Raw genomic sequence first — 24235 nt, 5'->3', positions numbered from 1 at the left:
CGGCTTCGGCCGTCAGTGCCCGGCGGGCTGCGCCTGTTGAGTGAGGATCGCCCTGGCCAGTTCTTCATCGCTGGCATTGAGGCCTGGGTTTTCCTGGCGGATTTTCTGCAGCACCGACTCCAGGTAGACGCCACGGATGGCGCCACCGCTGGCGACGAAGCTGGAGGCGTCGTCTCGGGCGGGAATCACCATCTTGTCGTCCTTGAAGGTCGAGTACAGCGAGGCGGAAACCCCTGCGGAGGTGGCGACATCACCCGCATCGACACGGGCCATGGCTGAACCTGCGGGCAGACAGAGCAACAACGAAGAAACGAGTAATAGGCGGCGCATGAGGGCGTCCTCCGACAGCGTGAAGCGAAAAGGAAGTACTACCACAATCTAGGATGCGCGACGCAGCCCAGGAGTTCCCCGGGCGCTCGCTGTGCCCGCTGGCCGGGCGTTTTCTGTGGGGCAGCCAGCAGCCCCCGGCATTGCACCGGGGGCTGCTATCACTGGGCTGTCAGCTCACGACCCGGTAGCACGGCACATAGGCCGCGCCGCCCGGCAGTTTCATCCGGTGCTGCTGGACGAAGGATTTGAGCAGGTGATCCAGCGGCTGCATGATCGCCGTGTCGCCGTGGATTTCGTACGGGCCGTGCTTCTCGATCAGGCGGATGCCCTTGTCCTTGACGTTGCCGGCGACGATGCCGGAGAACGCGCGACGCAGGTTGGCCGCCAGCTCGTGGGACGGCAGTGCGCGGTCCAGTTGCAGGCTGGCCATGTTAGCGTGGGTCGGGTCGAACGGACGCTGGAAGCCTTCGTCGATTTTCAGCAGCCAGTTGAAGTGGAAGGCGTCGTTGCGTTCGCGGCGGAACTGCTTGACCTCCTTGAGCCCCTCGGTCATCTGCCGGGCGACCTCGGCCGGGTCGTCGATGATGATCTGGTACAGGCTGTGGGCCGCATCGCCCAGGGTCGCGCCGACGAAGGCGTGCAGTTGCTCCAGGTAGGGCGCGGCGCTTTTCGGCCCGGTGAGGATCACCGGGAACGGCAGCTCGCGGTTGTCCGGGTGCATGAGGATACCCAGCAGGTACAGGAACTCCTCGGCGGTGCCGGCGCCGCCCGGGAAGATGATGATGCCGTGACCGACGCGGACGAAGGCTTCCAGGCGCTTCTCGATGTCCGGCAGGATTACCAGTTCGTTGACGATCGGGTTCGGCGCCTCGGCGGCGATGATGCCCGGCTCGGTGAGGCCCAGGTAACGGCTGCCGCTCATGCGCTGCTTGGCATGGGCGATGGTCGCGCCCTTCATCGGGCCCTTCATTACGCCCGGGCCGCAGCCGGTGCAGACGTCCAGTTTGCGCAGGCCCAGCTCATGGCCGACCTTCTTGGTGTACTGGTATTCCTCGGTGCTGATCGAGTGGCCGCCCCAGCACACCACCATCTTCGGTTCCACGCCCGGACGCAGGGTGCGGGCGTTGCGCAGCAGGTGGAAGACGTAGTCGGTGATGCCCTGAGAGCTTTCCAGGTCGATGCGCTGGCTGGCCAGTTCGCTTTCGGTGTAGACGATGTCGCGCAGGGCGCTGAACAGCATTTCCCGGGTGCTGGCGATCATCTCGCCATCGACGAAGGCATCGGCCGGGGCGTTCAGCAGTTCCAGGCGCACGCCGCGGTCCTGCTGGTGGATGCGGACTTCGAAATCCTTGTAGGCGTCGAGGATGGTCTTGGCGTTATCGACATGGGCGCCGGTGTTGAGGATGGCCAGGGCGCACTGGCGGAACAGGGCATAGATGCTGCCGGAACCGGCTTCGCTGAGTTGTTGCACTTCACGTTGGGACAAAGTCTCCAGGCTGCCTTTGGGGCTGACCGAAGCGTTGATGACGTGTCTTGAATGCATTCTGGATTCCTTGAAAGCGAGACCACCGGCCCATGCGGGCCCATGGCTTAAGAATAGTGAGCGGCGGGCGGGACGCCGGGAAAAACATTCTCCCGGGCTTCACCACGCGAAGGCAAACGGGGCCACCGGAACGTGCGGCGCGTCCGCCACGCTACTGTCTCACAGCTGGTGGTCCGAAGCGAAAGCGGCGTGCATCGCCCTTGGCTATGCTCAGCCCAGTCACCCATAGGGCTGGGGAGCGCAACCCCAGGCCAACAGCATCGGACGGCGGCAATCATGAGCATTCCTTCGCAGATCCGCCCCATCGAGGTACCGGCCAACCAGTCCTGTATCACCAGTGAGTTCGAAATCGAAGCCGGGCATCGCTACCGCTTCCTGGTGGAAGGCCTGTGGGCCGATGCCTCGGACCCGCCGACCAAGCCCGAGGGCGTGGCGCACCCGGGCGGCATCCGCGAGGGCTTCGGCTGGGCCAAGCGCTTGCCCGAAGCGGCCTGGATGGCGCTGCTGGTACGGACCAGGGGTCCGGCGGGCCAGTCGCCCTGGCGCCTGCTCGGGCGCGGCGACGGCGTCTGGTCGGACCTGCCGCCGGGGCGCCTGCAGTTCTGTGCCAACGACGTGCCCGGCTTCTACCGGAACAACTCAGGGAAGATGGACGTCAGGGTGATCGATGTCACCGAGGGTGGCTAGCGGGGCTCTTGGCGGGTGCGCAGAGCGGCTTTGGGGCAGGTGTGGGAGCAAGGCGCCTGGCGGTCATCCCGCTGCCGCCGGCGCGTGGGCTGTCTTGCCCAGCACCTCGGCAGGCCGAGTGAATTTATCGGCCAGGCGCTGCTCATAACTCTAAATGGCGTAATCGCGCCAGGATTGTGTACGTAGTCAGGGAGCGGCATCCACATGAGCCCAGTTTCATCTGTCAATCCAGGCCAGCCTTGTCGCCTGCTGTTAGTGGTCGAGGACGAGCCGATGATCCTGGAGTTCCTCTGCGAGATCCTGCAGGACGAGGGCTTCGCCACCCAGGCCATGCTCCGCGCGGATGAGGCGCTGCAGTTCCTGGAAAGCCACCCGGACCAGGTGCGTCTGCTGCTGACCGATATCAATATGCCGGGCACCTTGAACGGCGCGGGCCTGGCCAATCGGGTGCGCGAGTGCTGGCCGGAAATGCCGGTGCTGGTGATGTCCGGTTATGAGACGCCGCAGAGTTCCGGCATCCGTTATCCGGTGTCGTTCATCCGCAAACCCTGGACCATCGGGCAGATCCTCGACAGTGTCGACGAGGCGTTGAACAAGGCGGGGAATAGGTAGTTGGGCGGGGCGCTGGCGAGATGAGGAGTGAAGCGGCTTTCGACCACCCAGGACCTTGGGTCCTCGGTGATCGCAAGGGAGGGTGAGCTAGCGGCTCACTCTTTGACGCTCATGAACTCTTTGGCCCAGACGATGTACTCCTCGGGCTGGGTGTAGGTGTGGGCCAGCTCGGTGGCGCTGAGGTCCGAGGCCTGGGTGAAGATCTGCCGCTGTTCGCGCAGGCAGTCGTAGGTGGCCTTGATCGCCGCGAAGTACGCCGCGTGGCCGTCGACGATGATCTTCGCGCCCAGTTGCGCCAGGCGCGCATCGTCGCGCAGCGCCGGGTTGCCGTAGGTCACCAGCATCAAGGGGACCGACAGGTGCTCGGAAATCTGCTCCAGTTGCTCGAAATTCTTGATCCCGACCATGCAGATGCCGTCGGCGCCGGCGCGCTCGTATTGCTGGGTGCGGCTGATGATTTCCTGGATCGGCAGGATGGCCGCGTTGGTCCGGGCGATGATCGCCAGTTCCGGGTCGACCCGCGCTTCCAGGGCCGCGCGGATCTTGCCCACGCCTTCGGCGACCGAGATCAGGTCGGTGGATTTGCGCCCGAACTGGGCCGGCAGCAGGGTGTCTTCGATGGTCAGGGCGGCGACGCCGGCGCGCTCCAGTTCGACCACGGTGCGCATCACGTTGAGGGCGTTGCCGTAGCCGTGGTCGGCGTCGGCGATCACTGGCAGCTGGGCGACGCGGCCGATGCGGGTGGCCTGCTCGGCGAATTCGCTCAGGGTGATCAGGGCGAAGTCAGGCGCGGCCAGCACCTGCAGCGAGGCGACGGAGCCGCCGAGAATGCCCACTTCGAACCCCAGGTCGGCGGCGATCCGTGCCGACATCGGGTCGAATACGGAGGCGGTGTGAAAGCAGGAGTCTGAAGCGATCAACTCGCGAAAACTACGGCGTAAATCTTGATGAGACAGCCTGGACATACGAACTCCCGGAAGGAGGTAAAAGAGATGCCGACGATAGCGTCGAGTCAAAAATGCAATCGGTCGTCCAGCGCGCCTGTGTAGAAGGGGCGCTGCGAAAACCTGGGCAGATGAAGACGAAGCAAGCAGGTGTGAAACGGCGGGTGACGCCGCACCGGATGGAAAAAGCCAGGCGGGCGCTCTTGTTATGGCCGGGATGAAGGCTATCACGCCGCCGCGGCGAAAATGATGACGAATTCGTATGGGCCCATGCCAGAACGGCATAGGCCATGCCGGTTGTCATGGGCGCCAAGGCGGGTCGATCATGCCGAACAAGAAGGTTCGGTTATCACTGGCATTTATGGGAGCGTCGATCTGTAGCGGCGAGGACGAGAGTACGCAGCGCTTGTCGCAACGCCTCGAGCCAGGGGAAAGGCTCAATAAAATGTCAGAATTTGAGTCCGGGTCTGGACCTTTTCCCCTGATGCGCAATCATTAGGACGTGGATACCCAAAGGAGAGACGCATGTTCATTCGGTCATTGACCCTCGCAACGCTGCTCGCTGTCGTCGGCCCCGCAATGGCGGCCGACAACGAAGGCCCTCTGGCCCAGGATCAGGGCAAGGCGCGCCCACTGATCGTCATCGCTCCCAGCACCGTGGACCCGACCCTGGTGGCGCTGAAGAAGTCCCTCGACGAGCCGGCCAACCGCCAGGCCTTCAGCGAACGCAACATGGTGCTCTACACGGTGATCAACACCATCGGCCAGCGCGACGGCAAGGACCTGGACCCGCAATCGACCATGGCGTTGATCCGCAGCCTGAAGCTCGGCGCCGGGGCGCAGACCAAGGTGATCCTGGTGGGCAAGGACGGTGAGAAGAAGCTCGAGCATTCCGGGGCCATCGAACTCAAGGAAGTCTTCAGCACCATCGACCAACTGCCGGCCGCGGAAAAGGAAGCCACCGCGCCGGCATTGGCGCCGGTCTCGGAAGTCAAGGCAGCCCACGCCGGCAAGGCCGCCAAATCGGGCAAGCCTGCGGCACCACCCAAGCCGCTGGACGACTGAGTCTGGCCATCACCGTTTCCTGATAGCGCATCGCGAGCAAGCTCGCTCCTGCAGAAACATACAGGCTTCTGTAGGAGCGAGCTTGCTCGCGATAGCGTTCTAACTCACCTCGCCTGACCTCGCTGACCATCAGGCATCGGTCACGACACTGCCAGCATTTCTGCCTCTTTTGCTGCACCGCCATCACCTTCAGCGCTTTGCAGCGTCCGGCTGACCCCGCGCACGATCATCTCGACTTCCCGTTCATCGATGATCAGCGCTGGCAGCAGGCGGATGGTGGTGCCCCGGGTCACGTTGATCAGCAGTCCGTGATCCTGCGCCGCCCGTAGCGCCAGCTCGCGCTGCGGGGCTTTGAGCTCGATGCCGATCATCAAGCCCAGGCCGCGCACCTGCAGGACCTGCGGATGATCCGCCAACTCCACCCGCAAGCGTTGCAACAGATGCTCGCCCTGGCGCCTGGCGTTGGCCAGCAGGCCTTGTTCCTCGATGATCTCCAGCACGGTGCAGGCCACCCGGCAGGCCAGCGGGTTGCCGCCGAAGGTGCTGCCGTGGCTGCCGGGGGTGAACAGCTGCGCGGCCTTGCCCCGGGCCAGGCAGGCGCCGATGGGGATGCCGTTGCCCAGGCCCTTGGCCAGGGTCATCACATCCGGGACCACACCCTCGTGCTGGCAGGCGAACCACTGGCCGGTGCGGCCGATGCCGGTCTGGATCTCGTCGAGCATCAGCAGCCAGTTGCGCCGGCTGCACAGTTCGCGCACGGCTTTCAGGTAGCCGGGCGGGGCCAGGCGGATACCGCTTTCGCCCTGGATCGGCTCCATCAGCACCGCGGCGATACGCGGGCCGTGGGCCTGCGCGGCTTGCTCCAGGGCGGCCAGGTCGCCGAAGGGCAGCTTGAGGAAATCCCCGGGCAGTGTGTTCAGGCCCAGGCGCACCGCCGGCCCGTCGCTGGCCGCCAGGGTGCCCAGGGTACGGCCGTGGAAGGCGTGTTCCATGACAACCACCAGCGGCCGCTCGATGCCTTTGTGCCAGCCGTGCAGCCGTGCCAGCTTCAGCGCGGTCTCGTTGGCTTCGGCGCCAGAGTTGTTGAAGAACGCCCGGTCCATGTCGGCCAGGCGGGTCAGCCGCTGCGCCAGCCGCTGTTGCCAGTCGATGCTGTACAGGTTGGAGGTGTGCAGCAGCAGGCCGGCCTGTTCGCGGATGACGCTGACCAGTTTGGGATGGGAGTGGCCGATGCCGGTCACCGCCACACCGGCCACCGCGTCCAGGTATTCGCGGCCGGCCTGGTCCCAGAGGCGGGTGCCCAGGCCGTGGGTGAAGCTCAGGGGCAGCGGTTGATAGGTGCTCATCAGGCAGGTGGCGGTCATGACGGGTCGCTCCATCGAGTGGGGTGTGCTGGCAGTATCGTTAGCCACCCTGGCTAGATAAACTCGTCAATTCTTTAATCATCTTGAAGTCAGGGTTGATAATGGATCTGTTCCAGGCGATGACGGTGTATGTGAAGGTGGTGGAGGCGGGGAACATGACCGCCGCCGCCCGTGAGTGCGGCCTGTCCACCACCATGGTTGGCAATCACTTGCGGGCCCTGGAGCAGCGCCTCGGGGTCAGCCTGCTCAGCCGCACCACAAGGCGCCAGCGCCTGACCGAGTTCGGCGCCGAGTATTACCAGCGTTGCCTGGCGGTGCTGGGGCTGGTGGCGGACTCCGAGCGCATGGCGGAACAGGTCCAGGGCGAGCCGTCCGGCACTCTGCGCATCACCGCGCCGCTGACCTTCGGCACCGAGCGCCTGGCACCGGCGCTGAGCGAATTCCAGCAGCGCTGCCCGCAGGTCAAGGTGGAACTGACCCTGGCCAACCAGCGCTTCGATTTGATCGATGGCGCCTTCGACGTGGCTTTTCGCCTGGGCAACCTGGACACCACGTCGCTGATCGCCCGGCCCCTGGAGGACTACACCCTGACCATCTGCGCCGCTCCGGACTACCTGGAACGCTGCGGCACGCCGCAAGTCCCGGAGGACCTGCAACACCACAACTGCCTGGCGTTCGCCTATCCGGCCGGTGACGAGTGGAGCTCCACCGCCACTCAATGGCCGTTAAGTGGGCCCGAGGGGGACGTACTGATCCCGGTGTCCGGTTCGCTGCTGACCAACACTTCGTCCGGCCTGCACCGCGCGGCGCGGGGTGGCCTGGGGGTGGTGATGATGCCCGATGCCCTGGTGGAGGAGGACCTGCAACAGGGGCGGCTGGTGCCTGTGTTGCAGGACTATCAATTGCCCTTGCGAGCGATGCACCTGCTGTACGCCCAGGACCGTTACCGCCTGCCCAAGCTGCGCAGCTTCGTTGAGTTCGCCTTGGAGAAATGGGGGCGCTAAGCAGCGCCAGGTCATGAAACAAAGACCCCGCCGTGCCGGTCTGGCAGCGACGGGGTCGGGTTCATGCAGGTTCGGTCAAGCCAGTTCGACAGGCTTCAGGCTGTCCCAGGACTCCACCGGCCCCGGATTGTTTGGTTGGCTGCCGCCGCCAAAGCAGACCGCCAGTTTGTTCAGCGCATTGATCGCGGTGGTGACCGCGCCTTCGGCCCAGCCGGCGGTCCAGGACACATCATCGCCGGCCAGGATGAAGCGATCGGGATTGTCCGTGCCGATGCCGCTCATGAATTGGGAAAAGATCCTGCGCTGATATTCGTACTGCCCTGGCAGGTTCATTTTGAAGGCGCCCAGGTACAGCGGCTGGTCTTCCCAGTTGTGTTCCACGACCGCATTGACCGTGCTGTATTGCTCGTTGAGCTTGATATCCGGGTAGAGGTTGGCCAGCAGGTTGGTGCACAGATCGACATGCTGCGGCAGCGGCGCGGGGCGGTCGCCGAGGAACTTCAGGGCGTCGTCGTTCCAGGTGTAGGACAGGAAGATCCCGCTGCCCCTGTATTTGCCCTTGCTGGCCGAGTAGTCCACCAGGTAGGTGCCGCGGGTCAGGCGGTCGGAGAGGGTGATGCTCATCTTGCGTTGCTCGCCCTCTGCCACCGGGTCATTCCAGAACGGGCGCCGGGTGGCGGCGAAAATCTTCGCCGACTGCATGTAGTGGGTGTACATGATGGCTTCCCAGGTATCGATGGGCAGCAGGCTGTCCATGGCGGGAAGGCTTTGCGGGTTTCCCGAGTAGCGCAGTTTGTCGAGGATCCGCACATGCGGGGTGTAGATGACGCTGGGGAAGTCGCACTGCTGGGTCTGCCGGGTGCGGGTATCGGTGATGGAGACGCGGAAGGAGCCATCCGGCTGGCGTTCGATGTGTCGCACCTCCTGGTGGAACGGGTCGGCGAATACCTCGCGCGACAGCGCTTCGACCGTGGTGTCCGCGCCCCAGTGCAGCATCGCGTCCCCCAGCTCTTTCGGGGTCTTCGACCAAAGCCGTTGCGGCAGGCTGGAGGAGCCGTCGAACATCAGTTGGTGGTCGGCATCCAGGCCGGTGTACAGCACGCGCAGCAGTTCGAGGATGCTGTTGGGGTAGTCGGTGTTCCAGCCGCCGGTGCCGAAGCCGATCTGGCCGAACAGGTCGATATCGGCCTTGCTCCAGCCGGAGTTTTCCAGGAGCGCGGCGTAGAAGCTGACATCGTCGCCGCTGGTTCCCGACTGGGGTTTGATGATGGCGTTCCACAGCTTCTTGATCGTCTGTTGACTGATGGAGCCTTCGGTCATTGCCCTTTCCATGGCGGTGAAATCGTAGGTTTCCAGGAAGTTATCGAAGAACTGGTTTTCCAGTTCGGTGTATTCCGGTGGTTTTGGAAAGTCGGGGTTGCCGTCCACTTCGTAATAGGTTTTTTTTCCGCGGTAATCGACCACGGTGCTGATCGCCGCGGCAGTCCCCGGGTTGGGAAAGTCCGCCGAGTTGTCGGTCATGCCGACTTTGCGGAAGTAGTGGAACAGCGCCTTGCCGGACACTGGAAAACGCATCGCGCCCAGTTCACAGAGCACCTGGTTGCCCGGGTTTTCGGGGTCGCCCTGGAGCTTGGAGTAGAGCCGTCCGCCGATGCGCTCGGAGGCTTCGACCACCACCGGGTGCAGGCCCATGCGCATGGCCTCATAGGCGGCGACCAGACCGGCGACGCCAGCCCCGACGATCAGCACTTTCTGTCCATAGTTCGCCGGATCCACCTGGCAGGGAGGCAGCTTTCGATTAGCCGCGCTCTGCAGATATTTGGCGTAGTGAAAGGGAAAGTCCGGAATCAGCGCGGTGACGTCCTTGTTCATGCGCAGGGGAGAGCGGTTGGTTCTGGAAGGAATCGCAGACATGGGGTTTCTCCTTGAAAGTCATTTCCATGTGTTTCCACTTGCTCGATGGCTCTAAATCAATAGTCGCCAGAGGTTCAAGCCTAGAACAGATTCCGGGGTGCATAGGGGCGGGCGGGGTTTGTGCCCGTGCGGGGCAGCAGCGCAAGAGCGTGAGAGGAAGGTTTGATGCCCGATGCCCTGGTGCCGGAGGGCCGGCAGCAGGGCTGGCTGGCGTCAGGCCGACTCGCTGGCCAGCAGCATCATCGCCGCCGACAAAGTGTGGCCGTCGGTGATCCGGCCGGTGGCGATCATCGTCATCAATTCCTGGCGACTGACCCACAGCAGATGGTCCACTTCACCATCGGTGGCGGCGGCCTGTTGCTCGGCAATCTGCACCTGACACACCGCCACCGCGCTGGCGATCAGCGACGTATTGCTGTGCAGCAGGCCCAGTTCGCGAACGTGCGACGCCTGCCAGCCGGTTTCCTCCAGCAATTCGCGGGCCGCGGCGTCAACGGCACTTTCCCCGGCATCAATGGCGCCGCGGGGAAACTCGATGGACTGGCCGCCGATGGCCCGCCGCTTGAGGTTGACCAGCATCAGCCGGCCATCGGCCAGGGTCGGCACGGCCACCACGCCGTTCACCGCCCGGGGTTCCTTGATGATGAAGTAGCCCTGCTCACGGACCACCTTGAAATACGGGGTTTCCAGCAGGCACTGGTTGTCGGCGATGGAACTCATGGGGGGGTATCACTCCAGAAAACAGCGATCGAATAGGTACAGCTCGGCGGGCTTGAGATTTTCCACTGTGGCTTGCGGCCGGCCGCCGTCGCCGCTTTTCTTGCGTCCGGTTTCGCGCAGGTAACCGGCTTCGCTCATCTTCAACAGGCGCTGGCGGATGCTGGTCTTGAGCACTGGCCGTTGCAGCACCAGGGAGAAGATGCTCACCGCTTCGGGGGCGCTGAACTCGCTGCCGAGAAACATCAACGGCAGGCTGCTGTACAGGGATTTGGAAAACAGCCGCTCGTGCACCTGGGCCACCAGGCTGTTGTGGTCGAAGGGCAGCTTGAAGCTGCCGCTGGCCACGTCGCCGAGGGTAAAGAAACCTTGCTGCGGGCCGGGCTCCACCGGCTCGCTGACGATCCCCAGGTAGAAGGTCGAGGACGACCAGCAGCGCGGGTCGCGAAAGGCGTCGCCGACCGTGCCCACCTGCTCCAGCCAGGCCAGGGGCATGTCCACCTTGCTGGAGCGCCGCAGCCGCTGCACCGCATCATTCAGGCTGCGGTCCTCGACATCGCCGTTGACCACGATGCCCGGCAGGGCCCAGTGCCCGGCGAAGGGCTCGCTGTCGCGTTGATGGAGGAGGATTTCCAGCTCGGAGCGTTCGCGGTTATAGCGCAGCAGGCACAGGTCGATGGTGTGCAGGTAGGCGCTGGGGGAGAGGGGGCGATCGGGCATATCAACTTCCGTGGACGGCGTAGAGGCCGTAGTTTAGCGGATTCATGCCCGGTGCCAGCCATTGGCTTGGCGGGGTTTCGCCGCGGGCCAGGCATTGGCGCAACACGCTGCTGCGCACCCCCGGTTGTTCTTCGATCCGCAGGATGGAAAAGCGCTGCAGCAACTCCTCGCCGCGATGGAACCCGGGCAACTGGCGCGCCACGTCTTCACCCACCACCAAGGCAATGCGCTTGCCGTCCAGAGCCAGGTCGTCCGCCAGCCGTTGCAGCAGGGTGTAGCTGTAGACCGGGGCGGGATCGGCCAGGCCCAGTTGCTGCTCCAGGCGGCTCACTGCCAGTTCGGCGGGGCACTCGGGTTGCAGGTGCCGGGTGATGGCCTGCAACCAGTTCACCCGTTGCTCGAAGTCGGCCATGCGCTTGCCGTCCGGATGGCGAAAGCTGGGGACTACCAGCACGCGCCGGGCGTGGCGGGCGGCTTCAAGCATGACCCGGGCGTGACCGGCGTGGGGCGGGTTGAAGGCACCGCCATAGAGGGCCAGTTCAAACATCTGCATCTCCTGCCTTGGTACATGACGTGTACCTTATCATTGCTTGTGCGTGCAGGGAATTGGCATGTCATGCACTATTTATATTATTTGCTCCGGACCGCTGAAATAAAAACAGAGTCAAAGGGGGTTGTCATGAAAGTACATGACATGTACTTTATGTTCCATGCAAAGGAGAAAACCAGCATGAACAGCCAAACGATGAAGACCGCTTCCTTCGATGTCGATGCACAAAAGAGCTTTACCCCGCTGTGCCCGGACGAGCTGCCCGTGGCCGAGGGCGACCGCATCGGTGGCGAGCTGAACTTCATGGCGACCCTGGCCAGCCTGCGCATCGGCAGCAAGGACGCCCACAGCCCCCAGGCCCCCTGGGTGGTGAACGAGCCCGGGCAGATGCTCCAGCCCACCGGCCTGGAGCATGCCGACCTGACCTGGGTCAGCCACTGCGTGCCGGGCACCGAAGGGTTCGCCCTGCTGGACGAATTGCCGACGCCCTATGACTACGACTACTTCGTGTGGAAGGGCGTGGAGCCGGACCTGCACCCCTACGGCGCCTGCTACCACGACCTGCACGGCAAGCTGTCCACCGGGGTCATCGAATACCTCGACAGCCAGGGTGTGCAACGGGTCATCGTCGGCGGCCTGGCCCTGGATTTCTGCGTCAAGACCACCGCTCTGCAACTGGCCGCCGCCGGCTTCAAGGTGATTGTCCATCTGCCGGCATGCCGCGCCATCAGCGCAGAGGGCGCCGCCCAGGCGATCGACGAGATGCAACAAGCGGGTATCGCGGTGGCCGCGACCTGCGAAGAAACCGCCAGATTGGCCAGTGCCTGAGGAGTCACCATGGAAAGTGCATTTGACCGTAACAATGGCGTGATCCAGGGCCTGCTGGACACCGACTACTACACCTTCACCATGATGCAGGCGGTGCTGCACCAACACCCCAATGTTGATGTGGAATACCAGTTCATCGTCCGCTCCAGAGAGTCCCTGGTGCATCTGATCCCGGAGATCCGCCAGGAACTGGAAAAGCTCGCCAGCCTGCAGATGCGCGAAGGCGAACAGCGCTTTCTGTTCAACAAGCGTTTTCGCGAGTACCTGACCCCGGACCTCGAGCAGTTTCTCGGCCTGTTCCGTTTCAACCTGCGCTACATCCACGTGGCGGCGGTCGATGGCCAACTGAGCATTCGCGTCCGCGGCCCGATGTTGCACTGCATTATGTTCGAACAGCCGGTGCTGGCCATGGTCAGTGAGTTGCGCAACCGCGACAGGTATCCGGAGGTGGAGCTTGCTGACGTCACCCGCCGGCTCTATCGGAAATTCGAATGGCTGGAGAAAAACGCCAGCCGCGAAGAACTCGCCGAGCTGCGGGTCTCGGACTTCTCTACGCGTCGGCGCCTGTCGTTCAAGGCCCAGCGCGAGGTGGTGAAGATCATGCGCAGCGACTTCCCCGGGGTCTTCGTCGGCACCAGCAACGCCCACCTGGCCTACGAGTTCGACCTGCCGCTGATCGGCACCATGGCCCACCAGTGGCTGATGGTGCACCAGCAATTGGGACGGCTGCGGGAGAGCCAGAACACGGCCCTGGAAAACTGGGTGCGCGAATACCGCGGCCGCCTGGGCATTGCCCTGACCGACTGCATCAGCACGGACTTCTTCCTCAAGGATTTCGACCTGTACTTCGCCAAGCTCTACGACGGCCTGCGCCAGGATTCCGGGGACCCGATTGCCTGGGCCGACAAGGTCCTGGCGCGCTACCGGGAACTGGGCATCGATCCACGGACCAAGGACCTGATGTTCTCCGACGGCCTGAACTTCGAGAAATGCCTGCCGATCCTGCGTCACGTGCGTGGCCAGGCCCGGTTCGGTTTCGGCATGGGCACCAGCCTGGCCTGCGACGTCGAAGGCGTCGAGCCGCTGAGCATCGTGATGAAGCTGGTGCGAGTGCATGGCGAACCGGTGGTGAAGTTTTCCGATGACCCGATCAAGAACGTCTGCGAAGACCCGTCGTTCCTCAGGTACGCGGCGCAGGTGTTCAACGTCAACCTCAGTAACTCGCCCCTGGAGGCCTGATATGAGCAGCCAAACCCAAGAACGAATTGCCCGGGAGCTGGGTATCGATCGGCAACTGGCGCGCGGAGACGAAGCCGCGGAAATCGTCCGGCGCGTGGATTTCATCCAGCAGGTGTTGCGCGAGTCCGGCGGCCAGGCCCTGGTGCTGGGCATCAGCGGCGGCGTCGATTCCCTGACCGCTGGCCGCCTGTGCCAGCTGGCGGTGGAGCAGATGCGCGGGGCAGGGCACGACACTCGGTTTATCGCCATGCGCCTGCCCTATAAAAGCCAGGCTGACGAAAGCGATGCCCAGGCCTCCCTGGACTTTATCCGCCCGGACTCGGTCAGCACCTGCAACATTGCCGAGAGTGTCGACGGTCTGATGAGTCAGGTGCGGATCGATGGCTTGCAGCCGTCGGCCGAACTGACCGACTTCGCCAAGAGCAACGTCAAGGCGCGGGCGCGGATGCTGGCGCAGTATGCGGTCGCCAACTTCAGCAACGGCCTGGTGGTGGGGACCGACCACGGTGCCGAGGCCCTGATGGGGTTTTTCACCAAGTACGGCGACGGTGCCTGCGACCTGGCTCCGCTGTCGGGCCTGACCAAGACCCAGGTGCGCGCGCTGGCCGAGGCGCTTGGCGCTCCCGGGCACCTGGTGCACAAGGCTCCCACGGCGGACCTTGAAGAACTGGCGCCGGGCAAACTGGACGAAACGGCTTATGGCTGCAGCTACGCCGAGATCGACGCCTACCTGATGGGCGAGCCGGTGTCCGATGCCGTGCGCCAGCTGATCGAAACCGCCTACCACCGCACCGCCCACAAACGCGCCTTGCCGCGCACCCCTGCCTGACCCTCTATGGCTGTAGGGGACGGCTCGCCAGCGAAGAGGCCCGCAAGGCCGTCTTCGCCAGCAAGGGCAAGGCCGTCAGTCCGGCCACTTCTTCAGTGCCGCCCGGCACTCTTCGGTCAGCTCGGGCATATGTTCCTGCACTTCTGGCCAGCCCAGCAGCTCCAGGGCCTCTTGGGCGCCCAGGCGCAGCGGCGCCCACTGTGGGTGTTCGAAGCCATTGTCTTCGAGGGTCATTCCATAGGCTTGCGGGCTCAGGGCTTCACAGGCACTCAACAGGGTTTGCAACCGCTGGTGCAAATGCGGCGCCAGGCGCGCAGGGAAACGCTGCACAAAGTGCACGAGATAATCGAGATGGTCGGACCACAGATTGCACTCCGCGCAGCAGCCGATCTCCGTTCGCTGCCGACCTGCATCCAGGGCCAGGAACTCCAGGGCTGGCCCCAGTTCGCCGACCAGGATGATTTTCCGGTACTCGTCCTGGCCATACCAGGTCCAGATTCTCGAGCCGATGGTTTGTGTATCGTCGATGCCCGCTTGCACCATTTGCCTTCTCCTTGCTGTCACCCGTGTGGCCATGCGCTCATTGATTCGCACTGCTGATGGCATAGGCTACAGCAGCGTGTCGGCCCCGTCCGGCGATGCTCGCATTCATCTCAGCGCAACCGTTCGAGCATCTGGTAGTACCACATGCCCGCCGCCAGCATCGGGTTGCCCAGCTGGTCGCCGAAGGGCACGCGGATGTGCTGGCAGGCGGCGAAGGTGTCGTAGTGCTCGAGGTGCCCGGTGATGGCCTGGGCCATGATCTCGCCCATGATGTGGCTGGTGGCGATGCCGTGGCCGGAGTAGCCCTGGCAATACCAGACGTTGTCCGAGAGCTTGCCCAGCTGCGGGATGCGGTTGATCACGATGCCCATGGCGCAGCTCCACTGGAAGTCGATGGCCACGCCCTTGAGCGCCGGGAAGGTGCGTTCGATGCAGGGGCGCAGTTCGCCGGCGATGTCCCGCGAATCCTTGCCGCTGTAGTTGGCGCCGCCGCCGAACAGCAGGCGGCCGTCGGCGGTCATGCGGTAATAGTCGAGCACGAAGCGGCAGTCGTAGACCGCCAGGTCCTGGGGGTTGAGGCGCTTGGCCAGGTCGCCCAGGGGCGCGGTGGTGACGATGCCGCCCATGGCCGGGAAGATCTTGCCCTTGAGCTGTTTGGGCTCCAGCTTGTGGTACACGTCGCCGGCCAGCAGCACCTGCTTGGCGTCGATGCGGCCCTGGGCGGTGATCACCGCCGGGCGCTCGCCGTGGACAATCTGCAGCACTTCGCTGTGTTCGAAGATCAGCGCGCCGAGGCTCTCGGCGGCGCGGGCTTCGCCGATGCACAGGTTCAGCGGATGCAGGTGCAGGTTGCGGGTGTTCTTGATCGCGCCGTGGTACAGCTGGCTTTCCAGCACCTCGCGCACCTGTTGCCGGTCCAGCAGGCTGACCTCGTCGCCCATGCCGCGGCGCACCGCTTCTTCGTAGTCGGCGCGCAGGCCGGCGAGGTGGCTGGGCTTGTAGGCGGCGTGCAGGTGGCCGTGCTTGAGGTCGCAGGCGATGGCGTATTTGTCCACGCGCTGGCGAATGATTTGATGCCCGTGCCAGCGCAACTGCCAGATGAAATCGTCGACTTCGTCGCCCAGGGTGCGGCGCATCTGCTTGCGCATGGCCTCGTCGCCGGACAGGCTGCCGGTGACCTGGCCGCCGTTGCGCCCGGTGGCGCCCCAGCCGATCTTGTGGCTCTCGACGATGGCCACTTTCAGGCCTTTTTCCGCCAGTTCCACGGCGCTGGCGACGCCGGTGAAACCGCCGCCGATGATCACCACGTCGACGCTCACTTGGCCTTGCAGGGGCGGGTAGGCGGTTTCGCTGTTGAGGGTGGCGCTGTAATACGAAGGGCAGCGTTCGGCTGCCGGTGTGACCGGGTTGAATGCGACTGTCATGGGCTGTTCTCGAATTTTTGTTGGGGCCGGGCCGGCGCCGTGACGCCGGCCAGCGCGTCACGCCTGGGTCAGGTACCAGCGCCAGTCCTGCTCGCCGACTTCGGCCATGAACTGGCGGTATTCGGCGCGCTTGACCGCCAGGTAGACCCCGAGGAATTCGCTGCCCAGGGCGTCGCGGGCCCAGGTGGAATTCTCCAGGGCGGTCAGCGAGGTCAGCCAGTCGGTGGGCAGCAGTTCGCTGGCCTGGGCATAGCCGTTGCCTTGCACCGGATCGCCCGGATCGAGCTGTTCGCGCAGGCCGCGATGGACCCCGGCGAGAATCGCCGCGGCGGCCAGGTAGGGGTTGGCGTCGGCGCCGCAGATGCGGTGCTCGATATGCCGGCTGTTGGCCGGACCGCCCGGTACCCGCAGGCTCACGGTGCGGTTGTCGACGCCCCAGGTCGGCGCCAGCGGCGCGTAGCTGTTGGCCTGGAAGCGGCGGTAGGAGTTGGCGTTGGGGCAGAACAGCAGCAGCGAGTCGAGCAGCGACGCGAGCATGCCGCCCACCGCCTGGCGCAGCAGCGGGGTGCCGGCGGGGTCTTCGGCGGCGAACAGGTTGTGGCCCTCGGCGTCGGCGATGCTCACGTGCATGTGCATACCGGTGCCCGCCAGGTCATCGAAGGGCTTGGCCATGAAGGTCGCCTGCATTCCGTGCCGGTGGGCCACCGCCTTGACCAGGCGCTTGTAGCGTACGGCCTGGTCCATGGCCTCCAGGGCGTCGCCGTGTTCCAGGGTGATTTCCACCTGGCCCGGTGCGTATTCGGAGATCGCCGTGCGCGCCGGGATGCCTTGCAGTTTGCAGGCGGCGTAGAGGTCGGCGAGGAAGGGTTCGATCTGCTCCAGCTCGCGCAGGCCATAGACCTGGGTGTGCCGTGGCCGGCCGCCGTCGGCGTCCAGCGCCGGTTGTGGGCGGCCGTTGCCGTCGCGCTTGGCGTCCAGCAGGTAGAACTCCAGCTCGCAGGCCATCACCGGGTGATAACCCTCGGCCTTGAGTTGGTCGACGACCTTGATCAGCAGGTGGCGCGGGTCGGCGATGCTGGCCGGCAGGCCTTCCTGCGGGTGCATGCTGACCTGCACCGCGGCGGTGGGGATCTGCCGCCACGGCAGGCGCACCAGGCTGCCGGCCAGGGGATAGGCGCGGCAGTCGATATCGCCGACGTCCCAGACCAGCCCGGAGTTTTCCACGTCGTCGCCCTGCAGCGTCAGGCCGAGGATGGTGCTGGGCAGCGGCCGGCCGCTTTCATAGACCGCCAGCAGTTCCTCGCGGTGCAACAGCTTGCCGCGCGGCACGCCGTTGGCGTCGAGGATGAACAGCTCGATCATGTCGATATCGGGGTTGGCGGCCAGGAAGCTACGGGCCTCGTCAAGGGCTGCAAATTTCATGGTTCTCTCGCTTGCGCCATGGCGGCGCGCAGGTTCGGTTCATGCAGCGGCGCCGGCAGGGCCCGGTTGCAATGGCAGATAGCAAGGCGGCAAGGCTCGACGCGCAGAGGGGCGCGTTCAGAGCGAAAGCGAGAGGTCCGGAGGGCGCGAGGAATGACGCAGGCGGGAGCGGCACAGGGCCATGGGCAGGTTGACCAGCAGTTTCATCGCCGGGCCCCGGGGTTGCCGTGGAGATCGCCGTGGGGGCGTTGCGTTGTTGCCGTTCCAATGCCGATGCCGAGGCGGCTGCACGGGGCAGCAGCGCGGGGCTGGCAGGGCGGGCGGCAACACAAGGCGTTCATCGGCCGGCGGATCTCGTCAAGAATTCACGGACATTTCGTGCAAGTGAGGTTCACCGTTTTACCGGGACTGCTCCTCGCTGCCAAGGGGCGCGTCACAAAATATTTAACACCGCCCCCGGCCGCACGGCGGAAAAGTCCTCAGTAAACCCACGGCACCAGGCGCCAGGTGTAGGCGCAGTAAGTGTCGTATTGCTTGCCGAATTCTTTGTGCAGCAAGGCTTCTTCGGCGTGGATGCGGGCAATCAGCGGGATCAGCATCAAGGCGGTCAGCAGCAGGCCGACCCCGGAGCGGAAGGCCAGGGCCCAGCCCACGCAATTGATCAACAGCCCCAGGTAACTCGGGTTGCGCAGGGTGCCGTAGATACCGGTGGTCACCAACTGGTGGCCGGGCTGGATCGCCACCAGGCCACTGAAGCGCTTACCCAGCACGAACACCGGCCACAGCCGCAATATGCCGCCGCCGATAAAGAACACCACGCCGAACCAGCGCACGTCGGCGCTACCAAAGGTCCAGAAGTGCAGGCGGTCGGTGTAGGCGGGGAGAAAGGCCAGCAACAGCCCGAGGATGCCGAAGGCGACGAGGACCCAGCGGTTTTCCCGGTCTTCCTGTTTGCCGGGGCTCAGGTTGCCTTCGCTGAACTGGGCAACAAAGGCCATGGCCAGCAGGGACAGGGTGATGACCCACAGCGCCGGGTGGGAGAAGAACGCCACCGGTCCGCCCATGCCGAGGATGGCCAGGCCGAGGTAGGCGAGGGTAGCGATCAGGCTGAGCGCCGCGAGTTGGGGAGAGTTACGCATGATGGCCCCTCACGAATGCCGAGGTGTATGCCTTCAGTGTAGGTCCATCGCCGCCACATCCCGCGACACCCGGCCTCTGTAGGAGCGAGGCTTACCCGCGAGGCGGTGTGCCTGCCGCACCGCGTTGCCTGGATCGCCGGCAAGCCTGGCTCCTACAGAAGCAGAGGCGAGCTGGTCATTGGCGTGAGGGGGCTTTGTCGGCCAGTTGGGCGACCAGGAACTCGATAAAGGCCCGGGTCTTCTGCGGCACACGCCGGGCGGACGGGTACACCGCGTGGATGCTGATCGGCGGCGCCTGCCATTCGCACAGCACCGGCACCAGGCGGCCGGCGGCCAGGGCGTCGGCGACGATGAAGTCGGGCAGCAGGGCGATGCCCATGCCGGCCTCGGCGGCCTGGGCCAGCAGGTCGCCGTTGTTGGCGTGCAGCGGGCCGGTGACGTGGACGCGCTGGGTGTCCTTGCCGTTGCTCAACTGCAGGCTGACCCCGCTTTGCAGGTAGCCGTAGTTCAGGCATTGGTGGGCGGTCAGGTCGCGGGGCGTCTGCGGCGTGCCGGCGCGCTTCAGGTAATCCGGCGAGGCCACCATGATCCGCGGGGCCGGGGCCAGCAGCTTGGCGACCATCGACGAGTCGGCCAGGCTGGCGATGCGGATGGTCACATCGAAACCGCCGCGCACCGGGTCCACTTGCTGGTCGCTGAGCACCAGCTGCAATTCGATGTTCGGGTGCTGCTCATGAAACAGCGGCACCAGCGGTCCGAGGCGACGCAGGCCGAAGGACATCGGCGCATTGACCCGCAGCACCCCGCGCAATTCGCCGATGCCGTCCCGCGCCCGTTGTTCGGCTTCGTCCACCGCGGCCAGGACTTCCCGCGCCGACTCGTAGTACTCGGCGCCGGCTTCGGTCAGGTGCAGGCTGCGGGTGGTGCGGTGCAGCAACTGCACGCCAATGGCTTCCTCCAGCGCCTGGATCTGTTTGCTGACTTTCGAGCGCGGCACGTCCATGGCCCGGGCCGCGGCGGCGAAGCCGTTGGCATCGACCGTGACGACAAACGCGCGCATGCATTCGATGCGATCCATGACTGTCTCTTTTTTGGAATCAATGATTCTCGATTTTAGGGAATTGTTGCTTTTTATATCAACCCCTAAATTAGCCACCAAGCCGGCAGCAAAGCCTCCCCAGCGGAACCCGCGCCGAGCTCCCGAATTGTGCAACTCAACGCTTTAACCCACTCGACAGCAAAAGGACCGCGCCATGTCTATCCGTGAACTGCTCAACCCAAGCAACTCTGCCCTGATCCTGATCGACCACCAGCCGCAGATGTCCTTCGGCGTGCAGTCGATCGACCGCCAGACCCTGAAGAACAACACCGTGGGCCTGGCCAAGGCGGCGAAGATCTTCAACGTGCCGACCATCTTCACTTCGGTGGAAACCGAGAGCTTCAGCGGCTACATCTGGCCGGAACTGCTCAGCGTGTTCCCGGATCACCAGCCGATCGAGCGCACCTCGATGAACTCCTGGGAAGACAAGAAACTGGTGGAAGCAGTCAAGGCTACCGGGCGCAAGAAACTGATCATGGCCGCGCTGTGGACCGAGGTCTGCCTGAACTTCCCGGCCCTGGAAGCCCTGGCCGAAGGCTACGAGGTGTACATCGTCACCGACGCTTCCGGCGGCACCACCCAGGAAGCCCATGACATGTCGGTGCAGCGCATGATCCAGGCCGGCGCGGTGCCGGTGACCTGGCAGCAAGTGCTGCTCGAGTTCCAGCGCGACTGGGCGCACAAGGACACCTACGACGCGGTGATGGACCTGGTGCGCGAGCACAGCGGCGCCTACGGCATGGGCGTGGACTACGCCTACACCATGGTGCACAAGGCGCCGCAGCGGCAGGTCAAGTAAGTCTGCCGCCAAGGATCACGCGGTTTAGCAGAAACACCGCGTCATCCAACTAACTGGCAAGTTGCAATAAAAAAGGGACGCTCTTATTGGAGCGTCCCTTTTTATTTAATGGATCAACGGTTAGCGAAAACGACAAGTTGCACTTAGCAGAACCGGTCAATCACCCGAACTTCCGACTTGTTCTGCAGCGATTGCCATTCATTCTTCAGGGTATCGAGTACCCGTCCGATGAAGTCCCTGTCGGCGGCGGCCTTCTTGCCGACGTAGCCCTGGCCACGGCGGTACATTTTCAGGCGGGCCAGCAGGTCCTGGTTGTTCTTGTCGAACTCTTCTTCATGGGCGTGGGGCGACAGGCAGTCGATATGGACCTGGCCAGACTTGGCAATCCACAGGATATGGCTGTCATGGCTGTCTTTCTGTGCCGCGAACAGATGAGACAGTTCATCAATAGTAGGTTGATTGTTCAGATTCATTTGTAAGCCCCTTGACCATTTCGATCTATCTAGTTGAGTCGCTAATTGATATCGCTACATCGGTAAGTTGAACCCTGATACCGGAAACAGGGCGACAGAGGGTGTCTGTCGGATACAGATAAGGCCCAGAGCCTGATGCGTGTAGTCGTCTTGATTAACTGCTACGCAATAGCGTCACAACGAAGAGAAGCAGCGTAAACCTGGATCAAGCTGCCGAAGTTTTCAGTTTCGGCCACAAGCATCTTGAGGAGTTTTCGCCAGCTTCCCGCCCTTTGTACTGGACGTTCATGCCAGGTCAGTTTCATCAATCTGCCTTGTGGGCAGTACACATCCGGGTTAACAGCTCGGCGGTCAGACGAGCTTGCTCATAACACCTTTGCCACGTCTCCCGATCGGGGAGACGCCTGCATCATGCAAGGGCAAATTCGCCTCGTCAACGGTTTTGTAGTGAAAATTTTCAAGCACTACATTTTGTCCGGCAAAACCTTTCGGCACATGAGCGGAACGGGCTATCGCGACCGAGGACAGGTAGAATCGAGGCCTTGAAACAGGTGCTTGAGGTTGCAGTGGTGGATTTACAGCAGGGCTTCGTCCTGACCCGGCATTGGCGTGACACGCCGGCAGGCACGGAAGTCGAGTTCTGGTTGGCGACCGATGCCGGGCCGCGCCAGATCCGCTTGCCGGTGCAGACCTCCGTGGCTTTCATTCCCGCCGAACAGCAGGAACAGGCCCGGCGCCTGCTGGCCGACGATCGCGATGTGCAATTGCGGCCCCTGGGCCTGTGCGACTTCCAGCACCGCCCGGTGCTCGGCCTGTACTGCCCGCAGCACAATCAATTGATCCGCCTCGACAAGACCCTGCGCCGCGCCGGGGTCGAGGTGCTCGAGGCCGATGTGCGGCCGCCCGAGCGCTACCTGATGGAGCGTTTCATCACCGCGCCGGTGTGGTTCGGCGGCACCCCGGGCGAGGGCGGGATACTGCTGGAGGCGCAGATGAAACCGGCGCCGGACTACCGGCCGGCGTTGAAGCTGGTGTCGCTGGATATCGAGACCAGCGAGACCGGCGAGCTGTATTCCATCGCCCTGGAAGGCTGCGGCCAGCGCCAAGTGTACATGCTTGGTCGCGCTCGCGAGGACGACAGCGCAGTGGATTTCGACCTGGAGTTCTGCGCCAGCCGCGAGCAGTTGCTCGAGCGGCTCAACCAGTGGCTGGCGCGGCACGATCCGGATGCGATCATCGGCTGGAACCTGGTGCAGTTCGATCTGCGGGTGCTGCACGAACACGCGCGGCGCCTGGCGGTGCCCTTGCGCCTGGGGCGCGGCGGCGAAGAGATGCAGTGGCGCGAACACGGCAGCCGTACCCATTACTTCGCTGCGGCCGCCGGGCGCCTGATCATCGACGGCATCGAGGCCCTGCGCTCGGCGACCTGGAGCTTCCCGTCGTTCAGCCTGGAAAACGTCGCCCAGACCCTGCTCGGCGAAGGCAAGTCGATCGACAACCCTTACCAGCGCATGGACGAAATCAACCGCATGTTCGCCGAGGACAAGCCCGCCCTGGCGCGCTACAACCTCAAGGACTGCGAGCTGGTGACGCGGATTTTCGCCAAGACCGAGCTGCTCACCTTTCTCCTCGAACGGGCCACCGTCACCGGCCTGCCGGTCGACCGCAACGGCGGCTCGGTGGCGGCCTTCACCCACCTGTACATGCCGCTGATGCACCGCCAGGGTTTCGTCGCGCCGAACCTGGGCGAGAAGCCGCCGCAAGCCAGCCCCGGCGGCTTTGTCATGGACTCGCGGCCCGGTCTGTACGAGTCGGTGCTGGTGCTGGACTACAAGAGCCTGTACCCGTCGATCATCCGCAGCTTCCTGATCGATCCTGTGGGGCTGGTGGAAGGCTTGCGCCACCCAACGGACGAGCAATCGGTGCCGGGCTTTCGCGGCGCGCGGTTTTCCCGCACCCGGCATTGCCTGCCCTCGATCGTCGCCCGGGTCGCCGAGAGCCGCGAAGTGGCGAAACGCGAACACAACGCGCCGCTGTCCCAGGCGCTGAAGATCATCATGAACGCCTTCTACGGTGTGCTCGGTTCCAGCGGCTGCCGCTTCTTCGATCCGCGCCTGGCGTCGTCGATCACTATGCGCGGCCACGAAATCATGCGCCGCACCCGCCAACTGATCGAGGCGCAGGGCCACAAGGTGATCTACGGCGACACCGACTCGACCTTCGTCTGGCTCGGCAGCGCCCACGCCGAGGCGGACGCCACGCGCATCGGCCGCGCGCTGGTGGCGCACGTCAACCAGTGGTGGCGCGATCACCTGCGCGATGAGTACGGCCTGGAAAGCGCCCTGGAGCTGCAATTCGAAACCCACTTCTGCCGTTTCCTGATGCCGACCATTCGTGGCGCGGAGGAGGGCAGCAAGAAGCGCTACGCCGGCCTGGTGACTCGCGCCGACGGCACCCAGGAGATGGTCTACAAGGGCCTGGAAGCGGTGCGCACCGACTGGTCGCCGCTGGCCCAGCAGTTCCAGCAGGAGCTGTACCAGCGGATCTTCCACCGCCAGCCGTACCAGGACTATGTGCGCGACTACGTGCGGCGCACCCTGGCCGGCGAACTGGACGAGCAACTGGTGTACCGCAAGCGCTTGCGTCGCCAACTGGACGATTACGAACGCAACGTGCCGCCCCATGTTCGCGCCGCGCGCCTGGCCGACGAATACAACCAGCGGCAGGGCCGGCCCCAGCGTTATCAGAACGGTGGCTGGATCAGCTACGTGATCACCCTGGCCGGTCCCGAACCCCTGGAAAACCGCACCGCGGCCATCGATTACGATCACTACGTGACCCGCCAATTGCAGCCGGTGGCGGATGCCATCCTGCCGTTCGTGCAGGACGACTTCAGCACCCTGGTGGGTGGGCAGATGGGGTTGTTCTAGGAGGCGTCTCGTCGTAGCCGCTGCCGAGTCTGCGAGGCTGCGATCGGCAGCGCAGCGGCC

At 64.2% G+C, this 24235-nt stretch carries 23 protein-coding genes; 9 read left to right on the top strand and 14 right to left on the bottom strand.

Annotated features, from left to right (window positions below):
- Window positions 1-12 precede the first annotated feature (12 nt).
- Both PMI20_RS18505 and ppnN read right to left on the bottom strand, forming a co-directional pair.
- The gene (locus PMI20_RS18505) at window positions 13-330 is read right to left on the bottom strand and encodes a DUF2388 domain-containing protein (RefSeq protein ID WP_007924983.1); all 318 of its coding nucleotides are present in this window, start codon (window positions 328-330) and stop codon (window positions 13-15) included.
- 169 nt (window positions 331-499) lie between these two features.
- A complete protein-coding gene (gene ppnN / locus PMI20_RS18500) occupies window positions 500-1873 on the bottom strand; it encodes a nucleotide 5'-monophosphate nucleosidase PpnN (RefSeq protein ID WP_007924984.1) in 1374 nt (457 codons plus the stop codon).
- A gap of 276 nt (window positions 1874-2149) precedes the next feature.
- Between ppnN and PMI20_RS18495 the strand changes: the two genes are divergently transcribed.
- Together PMI20_RS18495 and PMI20_RS18490 are read left to right on the top strand one after the other, a co-directional pair.
- Window positions 2150-2560 (top strand): hypothetical protein, encoded by a 411-nt coding sequence (locus PMI20_RS18495; protein ID WP_007924985.1) that lies wholly within the window; start codon window positions 2150-2152, stop codon window positions 2558-2560.
- Window positions 2561-2764: 204 nt separating this feature from the next.
- Window positions 2765-3172, top strand: a complete 408-nt coding sequence (locus tag PMI20_RS18490) for a response regulator (protein WP_007924986.1) — start codon at window positions 2765-2767, stop codon at window positions 3170-3172.
- Window positions 3173-3267: 95 nt separating this feature from the next.
- Here the strand turns inward: PMI20_RS18490 and PMI20_RS18485 are convergent, their stop codons facing one another.
- Window positions 3268-4137 carry an oxaloacetate decarboxylase gene (locus PMI20_RS18485; RefSeq protein ID WP_007924987.1) on the bottom strand — a complete coding sequence of 290 codons (870 nt, stop codon included), beginning with the start codon at window positions 4135-4137 and terminating at the stop codon, window positions 3268-3270.
- A gap of 504 nt (window positions 4138-4641) precedes the next feature.
- Between PMI20_RS18485 and PMI20_RS18480 the strand changes: the two genes are divergently transcribed.
- Complete coding sequence (locus PMI20_RS18480) at window positions 4642-5181, top strand: DUF4174 domain-containing protein (RefSeq protein WP_007924989.1); 540 nt, start codon at window positions 4642-4644, stop codon at window positions 5179-5181.
- 140 nt (window positions 5182-5321) lie between these two features.
- Here the strand turns inward: PMI20_RS18480 and PMI20_RS18475 are convergent, their stop codons facing one another.
- Complete coding sequence (locus PMI20_RS18475; protein WP_007924991.1) at window positions 5322-6545, bottom strand: aspartate aminotransferase family protein; 1224 nt, start codon at window positions 6543-6545, stop codon at window positions 5322-5324.
- A 101-nt stretch (window positions 6546-6646) separates the two neighbouring features.
- Here PMI20_RS18475 and PMI20_RS18470 point away from each other — a divergent pair, with 101 nt between their 5' ends.
- On the top strand, window positions 6647-7549 hold the full coding sequence (locus PMI20_RS18470; protein WP_007924992.1) for a LysR family transcriptional regulator: 903 nt from the start codon (window positions 6647-6649) through the stop codon (window positions 7547-7549).
- Window positions 7550-7624: 75 nt separating this feature from the next.
- On the opposite strand, the gene PMI20_RS18465 is transcribed toward PMI20_RS18470, so the two are convergent.
- From PMI20_RS18465 to PMI20_RS18450, 4 genes are all read right to left on the bottom strand, one after another.
- The gene (locus tag PMI20_RS18465; protein ID WP_007924994.1) at window positions 7625-9463 is read right to left on the bottom strand and encodes a flavin monoamine oxidase family protein; all 1839 of its coding nucleotides are present in this window, start codon (window positions 9461-9463) and stop codon (window positions 7625-7627) included.
- A gap of 213 nt (window positions 9464-9676) precedes the next feature.
- Window positions 9677-10183: an NUDIX hydrolase gene (locus tag PMI20_RS18460; protein ID WP_007924995.1), complete on the bottom strand. Its 507-nt coding sequence runs from the start codon at window positions 10181-10183 to the stop codon at window positions 9677-9679.
- Window positions 10184-10192: 9 nt separating this feature from the next.
- Complete coding sequence (locus tag PMI20_RS18455) at window positions 10193-10900, bottom strand: NUDIX hydrolase (RefSeq protein WP_007924996.1); 708 nt, start codon at window positions 10898-10900, stop codon at window positions 10193-10195.
- Window position 10901: 1 nt separating this feature from the next.
- On the bottom strand, window positions 10902-11447 hold the full coding sequence (locus PMI20_RS18450; protein WP_007924997.1) for an adenylyltransferase/cytidyltransferase family protein: 546 nt from the start codon (window positions 11445-11447) through the stop codon (window positions 10902-10904).
- A 183-nt stretch (window positions 11448-11630) separates the two neighbouring features.
- On the opposite strand from PMI20_RS18450, the gene PMI20_RS18445 reads away from it, so the two are divergent.
- From PMI20_RS18445 to nadE, 3 genes are read left to right on the top strand one after another with little or no spacing between them, the layout of a single operon-like run.
- The gene (locus PMI20_RS18445) at window positions 11631-12278 is read left to right on the top strand and encodes a nicotinamidase (protein WP_007924998.1); all 648 of its coding nucleotides are present in this window, start codon (window positions 11631-11633) and stop codon (window positions 12276-12278) included.
- A 9-nt stretch (window positions 12279-12287) separates the two neighbouring features.
- Window positions 12288-13517: a nicotinate phosphoribosyltransferase gene (gene pncB, locus PMI20_RS18440; protein ID WP_007924999.1), complete on the top strand. Its 1230-nt coding sequence runs from the start codon at window positions 12288-12290 to the stop codon at window positions 13515-13517.
- A gap of 1 nt (window position 13518) precedes the next feature.
- Window positions 13519-14346, top strand: coding sequence for an NAD(+) synthase (nadE, locus tag PMI20_RS18435; protein WP_007925000.1), 828 nt, complete (start codon window positions 13519-13521; stop codon window positions 14344-14346).
- 75 nt (window positions 14347-14421) lie between these two features.
- On the opposite strand, the gene PMI20_RS18430 is transcribed toward nadE, so the two are convergent.
- The 5 genes from PMI20_RS18430 to PMI20_RS18410 all read right to left on the bottom strand — a co-directional run bounded on the left by PMI20_RS18430 (window position 14422) and on the right by PMI20_RS18410 (window position 19952).
- Entirely contained in the window at window positions 14422-14889 is a 468-nt protein-coding gene (locus PMI20_RS18430) for a hypothetical protein (protein WP_007925002.1), read from the bottom strand.
- Between the two features lie 110 nt (window positions 14890-14999).
- Entirely contained in the window at window positions 15000-16313 is a 1314-nt protein-coding gene (locus PMI20_RS18425) for an NAD(P)/FAD-dependent oxidoreductase (RefSeq protein ID WP_007925004.1), read from the bottom strand.
- A gap of 57 nt (window positions 16314-16370) precedes the next feature.
- Window positions 16371-17735, bottom strand: coding sequence for a glutamine synthetase family protein (locus PMI20_RS18420; RefSeq protein ID WP_007925006.1), 1365 nt, complete (start codon window positions 17733-17735; stop codon window positions 16371-16373).
- Window positions 17736-18214: 479 nt separating this feature from the next.
- Window positions 18215-18874: a methyltransferase family protein gene (locus tag PMI20_RS18415; RefSeq protein ID WP_007925009.1), complete on the bottom strand. Its 660-nt coding sequence runs from the start codon at window positions 18872-18874 to the stop codon at window positions 18215-18217.
- Window positions 18875-19049: 175 nt separating this feature from the next.
- On the bottom strand, window positions 19050-19952 hold the full coding sequence (locus PMI20_RS18410; RefSeq protein WP_007925011.1) for a LysR family transcriptional regulator: 903 nt from the start codon (window positions 19950-19952) through the stop codon (window positions 19050-19052).
- Between the two features lie 175 nt (window positions 19953-20127).
- Between PMI20_RS18410 and PMI20_RS18405 the strand changes: the two genes are divergently transcribed.
- Window positions 20128-20772, top strand: coding sequence for a hydrolase (locus PMI20_RS18405; RefSeq protein WP_007925013.1), 645 nt, complete (start codon window positions 20128-20130; stop codon window positions 20770-20772).
- Window positions 20773-20915: 143 nt separating this feature from the next.
- Here PMI20_RS18405 and PMI20_RS18400 read toward each other — a convergent pair whose 3' ends face one another.
- Window positions 20916-21245, bottom strand: a complete 330-nt coding sequence (locus PMI20_RS18400) for a hypothetical protein (RefSeq protein WP_007925015.1) — start codon at window positions 21243-21245, stop codon at window positions 20916-20918.
- Window positions 21246-21814: 569 nt separating this feature from the next.
- Between PMI20_RS18400 and PMI20_RS18395 the strand changes: the two genes are divergently transcribed.
- A complete protein-coding gene (locus tag PMI20_RS18395) occupies window positions 21815-24175 on the top strand; it encodes a DNA polymerase II (protein WP_162136170.1) in 2361 nt (786 codons plus the stop codon).
- Window positions 24176-24235 lie beyond the last annotated feature (60 nt).

Origin of the sequence: Pseudomonas sp. GM17, from assembly GCF_000282175.2 — a bacterium.
In the GTDB taxonomy this organism is placed as follows: domain Bacteria; phylum Pseudomonadota; class Gammaproteobacteria; order Pseudomonadales; family Pseudomonadaceae; genus Aquipseudomonas; species Aquipseudomonas chlororaphis.
Note: the sequence above shows the minus strand (reverse complement) of the source record. Positions and strands in the feature narration are given on the sequence as shown.

Coding starts and splice junctions, on each gene's coding strand:
- PMI20_RS18505 (WP_007924983.1), bottom strand. CDS start 330: ATGCGCCGCCTATTACTCGTTTCTTCGTTGTTGCTCTGTCTGCCCGCA.
- ppnN (WP_007924984.1), bottom strand. CDS start 1,873: ATGCATTCAAGACACGTCATCAACGCTTCGGTCAGCCCCAAAGGCAGC.
- PMI20_RS18495 (WP_007924985.1), top strand. CDS start 2,150: ATGAGCATTCCTTCGCAGATCCGCCCCATCGAGGTACCGGCCAACCAG.
- PMI20_RS18490 (WP_007924986.1), top strand. CDS start 2,765: ATGAGCCCAGTTTCATCTGTCAATCCAGGCCAGCCTTGTCGCCTGCTG.
- PMI20_RS18485 (WP_007924987.1), bottom strand. CDS start 4,137: ATGTCCAGGCTGTCTCATCAAGATTTACGCCGTAGTTTTCGCGAGTTG.
- PMI20_RS18480 (WP_007924989.1), top strand. CDS start 4,642: ATGTTCATTCGGTCATTGACCCTCGCAACGCTGCTCGCTGTCGTCGGC.
- PMI20_RS18475 (WP_007924991.1), bottom strand. CDS start 6,545: ATGACCGCCACCTGCCTGATGAGCACCTATCAACCGCTGCCCCTGAGC.
- PMI20_RS18470 (WP_007924992.1), top strand. CDS start 6,647: ATGGATCTGTTCCAGGCGATGACGGTGTATGTGAAGGTGGTGGAGGCG.
- PMI20_RS18465 (WP_007924994.1), bottom strand. CDS start 9,463: ATGTCTGCGATTCCTTCCAGAACCAACCGCTCTCCCCTGCGCATGAAC.
- PMI20_RS18460 (WP_007924995.1), bottom strand. CDS start 10,183: ATGAGTTCCATCGCCGACAACCAGTGCCTGCTGGAAACCCCGTATTTC.
- PMI20_RS18455 (WP_007924996.1), bottom strand. CDS start 10,900: ATGCCCGATCGCCCCCTCTCCCCCAGCGCCTACCTGCACACCATCGAC.
- PMI20_RS18450 (WP_007924997.1), bottom strand. CDS start 11,447: ATGTTTGAACTGGCCCTCTATGGCGGTGCCTTCAACCCGCCCCACGCC.
- PMI20_RS18445 (WP_007924998.1), top strand. CDS start 11,631: ATGAACAGCCAAACGATGAAGACCGCTTCCTTCGATGTCGATGCACAA.
- pncB (WP_007924999.1), top strand. CDS start 12,288: ATGGAAAGTGCATTTGACCGTAACAATGGCGTGATCCAGGGCCTGCTG.
- nadE (WP_007925000.1), top strand. CDS start 13,519: ATGAGCAGCCAAACCCAAGAACGAATTGCCCGGGAGCTGGGTATCGAT.
- PMI20_RS18430 (WP_007925002.1), bottom strand. CDS start 14,889: ATGGTGCAAGCGGGCATCGACGATACACAAACCATCGGCTCGAGAATC.
- PMI20_RS18425 (WP_007925004.1), bottom strand. CDS start 16,313: ATGACAGTCGCATTCAACCCGGTCACACCGGCAGCCGAACGCTGCCCT.
- PMI20_RS18420 (WP_007925006.1), bottom strand. CDS start 17,735: ATGAAATTTGCAGCCCTTGACGAGGCCCGTAGCTTCCTGGCCGCCAAC.
- PMI20_RS18415 (WP_007925009.1), bottom strand. CDS start 18,874: ATGCGTAACTCTCCCCAACTCGCGGCGCTCAGCCTGATCGCTACCCTC.
- PMI20_RS18410 (WP_007925011.1), bottom strand. CDS start 19,952: ATGGATCGCATCGAATGCATGCGCGCGTTTGTCGTCACGGTCGATGCC.
- PMI20_RS18405 (WP_007925013.1), top strand. CDS start 20,128: ATGTCTATCCGTGAACTGCTCAACCCAAGCAACTCTGCCCTGATCCTG.
- PMI20_RS18400 (WP_007925015.1), bottom strand. CDS start 21,245: ATGAATCTGAACAATCAACCTACTATTGATGAACTGTCTCATCTGTTC.